Source organism: Cyanobacteria bacterium GSL.Bin1, from assembly GCA_009909085.1.
In the GTDB taxonomy this organism is placed as follows: domain Bacteria; phylum Cyanobacteriota; class Cyanobacteriia; order Cyanobacteriales; family Rubidibacteraceae; genus Halothece.
In genome coordinates, this window is the sequence record JAAANX010000112.1 from 22,682 (window position 1) to 30,231 (window position 7,550).

10 protein-coding genes are annotated in these 7,550 nt (G+C 43.2%); 7 read left to right on the forward strand and 3 right to left on the reverse strand.

All coding sequences use genetic code 11. The features are described 5' to 3' along the window. Positions 1-138: 138 nt before the first annotated feature. Positions 139-3,399 carry a photosystem I reaction center subunit X gene (locus tag GVY04_14965; protein NBD17385.1) on the reverse strand — a complete coding sequence of 1,087 codons (3,261 nt, stop codon included), beginning with the start codon at positions 3,397-3,399 and terminating at the stop codon, positions 139-141. Positions 3,400-3,820: 421 nt separating this feature from the next. On the opposite strand from GVY04_14965, the gene GVY04_14970 reads away from it, so the two are divergent. The 5 genes from GVY04_14970 (at position 3,821) to GVY04_14990 (ending at position 6,217) form a co-directional block, all read left to right on the forward strand. Next, positions 3,821-4,123, forward strand: coding sequence for a hypothetical protein (locus tag GVY04_14970; GenBank protein NBD17386.1), 303 nt, complete (start codon positions 3,821-3,823; stop codon positions 4,121-4,123). A 42-nt stretch (positions 4,124-4,165) separates the two neighbouring features. Beyond that, entirely contained in the window at positions 4,166-5,122 is a 957-nt protein-coding gene (locus GVY04_14975; GenBank protein ID NBD17387.1) for an EamA family transporter, read from the forward strand. A 59-nt stretch (positions 5,123-5,181) separates the two neighbouring features. Continuing rightward, positions 5,182-5,460: a hypothetical protein gene (locus GVY04_14980; GenBank protein NBD17388.1), complete on the forward strand. Its 279-nt coding sequence runs from the start codon at positions 5,182-5,184 to the stop codon at positions 5,458-5,460. Positions 5,461-5,642: 182 nt separating this feature from the next. Then, complete coding sequence (locus GVY04_14985; GenBank protein ID NBD17389.1) at positions 5,643-5,879, forward strand: hypothetical protein; 237 nt, start codon at positions 5,643-5,645, stop codon at positions 5,877-5,879. After that, entirely contained in the window at positions 5,873-6,217 is a 345-nt protein-coding gene (locus GVY04_14990) for a type II toxin-antitoxin system PemK/MazF family toxin (GenBank protein NBD17390.1), read from the forward strand. The genes GVY04_14985 and GVY04_14990 overlap by 7 nt, the downstream gene beginning before the upstream one ends. Positions 6,218-6,240: 23 nt before the next feature. Here GVY04_14990 and GVY04_14995 read toward each other — a convergent pair whose 3' ends face one another. Further along, entirely contained in the window at positions 6,241-6,513 is a 273-nt protein-coding gene (locus GVY04_14995) for a HigA family addiction module antidote protein (protein ID NBD17391.1), read from the reverse strand. Positions 6,514-6,551: 38 nt separating this feature from the next. After that, complete coding sequence (locus GVY04_15000; GenBank protein NBD17392.1) at positions 6,552-6,716, reverse strand: hypothetical protein; 165 nt, start codon at positions 6,714-6,716, stop codon at positions 6,552-6,554. Between the two features lie 175 nt (positions 6,717-6,891). Here GVY04_15000 and GVY04_15005 point away from each other — a divergent pair, with 175 nt between their 5' ends. Together GVY04_15005 and GVY04_15010 are read left to right on the forward strand one after the other, a co-directional pair. Next, entirely contained in the window at positions 6,892-7,104 is a 213-nt protein-coding gene (locus GVY04_15005; GenBank protein NBD17393.1) for a hypothetical protein, read from the forward strand. A 179-nt stretch (positions 7,105-7,283) separates the two neighbouring features. Then, positions 7,284-7,433 carry a hypothetical protein gene (locus GVY04_15010; GenBank protein ID NBD17394.1) on the forward strand — a complete coding sequence of 50 codons (150 nt, stop codon included), beginning with the start codon at positions 7,284-7,286 and terminating at the stop codon, positions 7,431-7,433. Positions 7,434-7,550: the final 117 nt, after the last annotated feature.

Consider the following 7,550-nt stretch of genomic DNA (forward strand, 5'->3'; position numbering starts at 1 on the left):
TTTGCGATATTTCTCTCACTTTTTATCGCAGTTTTTTATATTTCGTAATATTTCTACTCATTTAGTGAGGATCAGTCCGGAAAATCCCCCTTAAACGATAAGGGGGATGATTGATCACTAAATTAAATTCAGCAAAAATTAGCGATTATTTTCTTTGGCGTAGGGGACCACCATTTCACCAAAGAAACGGTTATATTCTGCACCATCAACTAAATAATCAACTACTGCATCCAAACCTTGGTTGGTGAGTAAGTTTGTCATTTGATGAACTTCAATGCCACTGGCAGCTCGTCCTAATAAATGGCGATAGAGACACTCAACGACTTTTGGATTCGGATAAGGGAAAACGAAACGCCGTTGGTAAACATCAGACTTCGCCAATGCTTTAACAAATTCCCGTACCGTGCAGTTACCAGCAAGGAGTTTTTCTTCCCATGCTTCTAAACGGAACTGATCAGGAACATTGTCTTGAGGAACATTGAGTAATTGGGCATAAATCCCATTCATCACTGATCGGGTCTGTTGGGTACTCCCTTGGGGAGAATGCCGGAAAATACGCGCTACTGTTGACGTTTCTTGGGCAGCTTCGAGGGTATTCATCGATCGCGCTAACTCTAAATAGTCAGCGACTTGTCCCGCACCACTGTTACCATTGGCTTGGCTGGCTAAAGGTAACTGAGCGTTATTCATCTTAGAGCGCGTGGGTTCAAAACTCGGAACCACTAACTCATCATCCTGCTTCGTCAGTTTATTGTAAAGACTTTCCGTATTGGGGAAGTTGGCAGCAGGTAAGGTAGGATAGCGGCGATAAGGAACCACATCTTCACCAAACTCTTGGGAGTACTCTATGCTGTTGACTAATGCCTTAACAAACGCGCGAATCCCTTGCGTTGCCAACAATTGGTTATATTTCTGAATCTCTTTCTGATTTAATGGCGCTCGTCCTAGGAAATGTTTTGTTCCCAACTCAATGACTTTAGTGTTGGGATAGGGGGTATAGAACTCTTTAATGTATAAATCAGAGCAACCGAGTCCTTCAATAAACTCTTTCACGGTGATTTCTCCGTTACCGAGTTTACTTTCTAGATTAGTAAACTCGGCTTTGACAACATAGGGTTCAATATCCCGTTCAAAGATCTGACGATAAGCCGCACTAATCAAATTTTGCAGCGCCACTTTGTCTTGCAAGTTGGTCAGCTTAAATTGCTTACTTTGCTCGCGACGCTTATTCACGCCTTGCTTAATCCGATATTGCAAATCCGGTTCGCTGCGATTTGCCGCGACTTGACCTAATTCTTGATAGCGCGGCGTCACTTCTGGTTTGATTTCAGTCCCCACATCTTGACGAAGATTATTGGTGCGGGTGCGCAGTTGCAAGCCACCGGGAGTGAGGTAACGTTCGTAAGGAACGGTGTCTTCGCCAAACGTTTCACTGTACTCTTGAGTATTGATGATCGCATCGACTAAAGCGTAAAAACCTTGTTTTGAACAAATATCAAAGTATTTGTTAATTTCCTGACGCCCATAAGTGGGACGACCGAGAAGCCGACGATGAATGTATTCAATGGATTTGGTCACATAAAGAGAAGTCCAGTAGAGCTTCCGGAACAGTTCCGACTTCGCCAGCATCCGGATAAAGTCACGAACGGTAATCTCGCCATTTTCCAGCTTAATTTCAGCGGTTTTGAGACGTTGTCCTTCGTAAACATCGCGACCAAACACTTGGCGATAACAAGCTAAAATCAGCTTTTGAGAACTGCTTTCCGAGTATTTAACACTGTAGCTGTTATTGGTTTTATCCGTTAAACCCGAAAACGCCATCCGGTCAGCGCGGAAGACTTTGGGACCGAGAGAGCCGGGGAATAAACCGCGGGCTTTCGGATTACCGGTTTGGTTATAAGTTGCCGGTCCACGATTAATTAAGATGCGACGGGTATCTTTACTAAAGGGGGCAGGACTCTTACTGGGATTGCGAGTTTCTTTCGGAAAGATTGCACCAAATTGAATTTCGAGCGGATCATTCCCGCTGCCATAAGGATGTTGATCGGCGAGTGGACGATTATATTGGGCGTAGGTGGTGATAAATTGAGGAATTTTGCGGAAAGGTGCGCTGTAGTTAAACAGGTCTTGCTGCATTCCCCAGTTGCGACATTCTTGGGCTTCTTCTCCTAAACCGCGAATATAAGGAACGGTTTCTTCGCCAAAGTAGTCAGAATATTCTTTGCTATCGACTAAGGCATCAATTAAAGCGGGAAGTCCACCATTAGAAACGATGGAGAAGTAGGTTTGCACTTCTTCGCGAGATGAGGGACCCCGTCCGAGGAAGTGACGAAACGCCAGTTCTAAAGCGCGACTATTGATAAAGGGTTCATAGAACTGCTTGCGATAAAGGGGAGATTTACCCAAACGACGGATAAATTCCTTCATCGAGATTTCGCAATTTTTAACCTTGGATTCTAAATCAGAAATCGAGAGACTGTAAGCGCGAGTAATATCTCGTTCAAAGACTTGACGATAGGCTGCTTTGACCGCAGTTTGTTTTTCTGAGTTAGAGAGTCCCGGCTTCATTGCGTATTTGGGACGATTTTCTGCTGCATTAAAGTAGCTTTGAGGCAGTTCTAGCCCTTGCTGGTCGCTACTCGGACGCTGACGCACTTTATTGGAGGGGGTTGGCGCTTTAAATTCTGAGATGAGCACTTGGAAATATTGTTCAACTGTAGCGCGCCCAGCTTCGTCTTGTTTAAAGTAACCTAAAGCAGCTGCTTGCATTTCTCCGAGAGCGACCAAAGTTGCTGCACTCGAACAAGCATTTTCAATCACTTCGCGCAAACCACGAACGTTAACAGTAATAATATTAGGATCACCAGCAACGATCGCGTAAGTGACATACCGCAACATCCAGGATAAGTCGCGCAATGATTTCTGCATATTTTGGGGACCATAGCGAGAAACATTGATCGGACGGAATCCCGGGGGAATGGGAACACTACTACTTCCCGACACACTAAAGAGTGAGCGTAGCCCTTCTAAAAAGCCACCGCCACTGCTTTCGATATAGCTCACTGTTCCGAGTTGCATTTGGCGACCAACATCACTTTCTTCGCCGCCGGCAGGAACCATCACTGGCGCTTCTTCTCTCGGTTTTTCGAGATATGCCATCGGCGAACCCCCTGTAAAAATGCGGTTCGCAGCACGAGAAACAATCAACTCGGAATTTCGAGTAATCACTTGCGCAATTTCGACGCGTTGAGTTCCCAACTGGAAGAAAGTATCTAATTCTTTCAGTTCTCCTTGTTCCAAAAAGCGGTCTTGCTGTTCGGCTTGGGATAACTTAGAAAGGGGAACCGTTTGGTAAAGCTGAGGACGTGCGACTGAACTTCCACCGGAGGCACTAATCATTATTTTTTACCTATCTCCTGTCACAACAGTTACTTTTTTTTAGACTTTAATTAAGGTGGATCAGAGTAAAATTCTCCGCCACTTCTAGGGATTGATGGCAAAACTTGAGATTATAAGCGTTTTTTCTCGAATGGATTCATATATTTTTAGTCCTTGTATCGTGTTAGTTGCCCTAGATTGAATGACGAGTGAAAATTCCACTCCATCTCACCGACCCACGAACTTAATGTCGTCAACATGCTTCGCAAAACATCTATACATAAGACGTGGGTCAGCTTTTAGAGTAAAACGTTTTGGGGTTTCTTAGGGAATTTATTAAGAAGTGTATCAAAAAGATTTTGGCAACTGTAACATTACGAAGTAACTTCTAGTCGGCAGTTACTGGCAAGGAAAGGACTTGCAATAAGGTTGATTCTGAATCATGATCATTGCAACTGCAAAGGAGAGGAGTGACTTGCTAATCCGAGGCAGTGAAAATAGCTATTTCGGCTCATCCTTGATCAAAGTTGGCTGTCGCCTCGAGAGCGGTGATAAACCGTTGCTGTGTCTATTGTTTCAGCTTTCCTTATTGAATGATTCAATGGCGCGATCGCTGCTGGTCATTAATTTTGGGTTGGCGATGACAATTGTCTCTGGTCATCTTCATCAACGGCTCAGATTTTGTACTCAATTACACTGTTTAGAGTTCCGCGATTCAGTCAAGATAAACCCTCGTCAGGTTTGAATTAAGTGAAATCCCTGTCAAATTGATGCGCTTGGAGTAAATATGCCAGAAAAACTGATTTCAGTCCCTAAAATTAGTCGTCCTCCTCTGATTGCTTTTTTAACCTTATGTTTTGCCCTACTGGCTGTTTCTTTTGCGCCGATTTTCATTCGTCTGAGTGAAACCGAACTGGGGGCAAATGCAACGGTATTTAATCGTCTGATTGTGTTTTTTATCTTTTTTGGCAGTGGGCGTTGGGTGAAGCAAAAACTTTCCTCTACTTCTGAAGAAAATTCTGAGCAAATTACGGGTCAACAATGGTGGTTATTAGGTTCAGTTGGCACAATCGCAGCAATTTCTCTGGTGTTATGGGCAATTTCTCTTCAATATACGACCGTTGCCAAAAGTGTCCTCCTCAATAATCTCACTCCGATCTTTACGGCATTAGGCAGTTGGCTTCTCTTTGGAAAACAGTTTGACTCTAAGTTTTTGGTAGGAATGACGATTGCGGTTGCCGGAGCAATTACCCTAGGGTTAGAAGATCTCAATGCGGCAGCAGAAGGATCTTTGATTGGTGATGTCTATGCCTTACTCTCAGCAGTTTTTCTGGGAACGTATTTTCTAATTGTGGAACAGCTGCGATCGCGCTTTTCGGCAACCACGATTCTCCTCTGGCGTTGTGCCACTGGCAGCGCCCTTTTAGTCATTATTATGTTATTAACTGGAGAACAGCTGTTTCCCACCACACAAATCGCTATTTTTGCCGTGCTGGGTTTAGGCTTAATCAGTGAAGGATTAGGACAGCGTTTACTTGCTGATAGCATGAATGTTTTTTCTTCTAGTTTTGTCTCTCTCTTTTTGTTGCTCGAACCGATTGTTAGCGCAATTTTAGCGTGGTTTATTTTCACCGAAGGTTTAACAATTACGACTTGGTTAGGATTTGCTGTGGTGTTGACGGGGATCTATCTCGCTCAAACCAGTAAAGCGGCAAATTCCGATATTGTGGATAATAATTCGTAAAGATTGGTCTTGTCAGACCAAACAGAAATGAGGAAGAACTCAAGGACCAATCACCAATCATGGAATTGCTCTCTGTTTTATTATTGCCGGGCTTTTCGGTGCGATTTCCCCTTATCGCGCAACTGAGGAATGCCCTCGGTGTACCCAAAGCCGATGTGGTCGCCCACGATATTGATGGCTTTTCTGAAACCCTTTCACACCAAGAATGGGATTTTTCCCGAACAAGTGCCGATGTTAAGCGTGCTGTTAGCGGCAGGTTGTCTCATCCGTATTACGGGGGCGCGATCGCGCCGGTCTTTCCTGATATCGTGGAGGCACTGAACCTCAATCCGCGCTAGGCTGGGCTGGCATCTTGGTGAGTATGCCCTGACTCACCGTTGCCATTGCCAATCCCTTATTAGGATTTGTCGCTGATCGCGTGGGAAAGTTGACGGTGTTACATTATTGATAGCAGAAAAAGTTAAGATTTTGTTATCATAGTATAACTAAAGTATAACCATAGAAGGTTTTTAAAAAACCCATGAAAACTGCGATCTCATTACCCGACTCAGTTTTTGAACAAGCAGAATCTCTGGCTCAACGTTTAGGGCTATCTCGTAGTGAACTTTATACCAAAGCTATCCATGCTTATTTACGAAAATACAATCGTGAGCAGATTCTAGAGCAACTCAATCAAGTATATTCTGATGAATCTTCTCAACTTGATCCTGCTGTCGCCCAAATGCAATTGATGTCTCTTCCTGCTGAGGATTGGTAATGTATCGGGGAGAGATTTGGTGGGCAAGTTTACCTAATCCAATTGGCTCAGAGCCCGCTTACCGTCGTCCGGTTTTGATTATTCAAGATGATATATTTACTCAAAGCCAAATCAGTACAGTTATTGTCGCTATTATCACCTCAAACGTTCGCTTGGCACAAGCACCGGGCAATGTCATGTTACCAAGTCAAATGTCTGGATTGCCGAAAGATTCTGTTATTAATATTTCTCAAATCTTAACTCTCGACAAAGCATTTTTGTCTGAATGTGTTGGCTCACTCCCGAATCATTTACAGGATGAAGTTGATGAAGGGTTACGACTCATTCTCTACCTATAACTTTAAAATGTCGAGAGTGGACGTTAGGGAACATTATCTAATTCTGCACCTAACTTAGCCCGAGCTTGATCAAGTTCATAGCTTTTTTGTAAATTCAGCCAAAATTCTGCTGTTGTCCCAAAATACTTACCCAATCTTAATGCTGTGTCTGCTGAAAGATTACGTTTACCAGCAATGATCTCATCAATGCAGTTAGCTGGAACTCGAAGTTGGTCTGCTAATTCAGTAGCAGTTAATTCCAACTCATCCAGTTCATCAGCGAGAATTTCTCCAGGATGGATTGGAGTACGGGTCATTTTTTTCCTTTCTTCTGGACTATTATGATTCAGGTGAATTACTGCTGCTGTTGTCTAGTATAAGCCTCTACAAGATTACGAATCATTGATTGATAGGAAGTATTATGACGCTCAGCTTCACGCTTAAAAAATTCAAGACTATCTTTTGTCAATTCCATTGTTACTACAAAACCAACGTTCCTCAGATTGACTATATTTTGCATCGTGGATAATTAAGCGCTGGGGCTCAAAAAAAGAGCTTCCCTCAACCCAGCTAAGTGGCTATTTGTTTCCGGTTTTACGGGATGTGGAGAACATTGTGCGCGATCATCAAACAACCTACTCTTGTTCAGATTGAAATGTATGATAAAGATATGATAGATAGCAAGGTAGAATGCCATGCGAGCTACAATTTACTTACCGGATGAACTTGCCCAACGTATTCAAGAAAAACTGAATCAAGAAGGAGAAGAGAAAGAAAGCCTCTCTCAATTTATTCAAAAAGCGGTGGAAAAAGAATTAGCACAGAAAGATATTTCTCATTTCCTTGCCTTTTCAGGGATTGTTAAATCAGCCCCCAAGCACGCTGATGAGGAGGCAGAAGACTTTTGACACCTTTGCTAGTCATTGATTCAGGACCGCTCATTGCTACACTGTTTGAAAAAGACCGATATCACTTGCAGGCAGTTAAAGGCTTTCAACAATTATAACAACAAGGGCAAACTTTAATTCTTCACCTGCCGATTGTTTTTGAAGTTCACCGTTGGTTATTACAACAACAGGGTCCTGAATTGGCTCAAGAAGTGTTTTCTGCAATTGAGCGCAGTTTCCAAATTTACCCCATCAGTGAAAGCGATTTCTCAGCTATTAAACGAATGATTCTTAATCTACAGCAATGGTTAGGAACATTGGCAGATGCTTCTGTAGTTTATGTGGCGTAACTGCCGAGGTAGGAGAGAGAGCTGACTGACGAGAAGAAGAAAGTGATAAGATTGGGTGCATGACCCCAAAAGAACAAACCCAACGCCTCATCGCCTTAGAAACAGAAAACCAAGCTC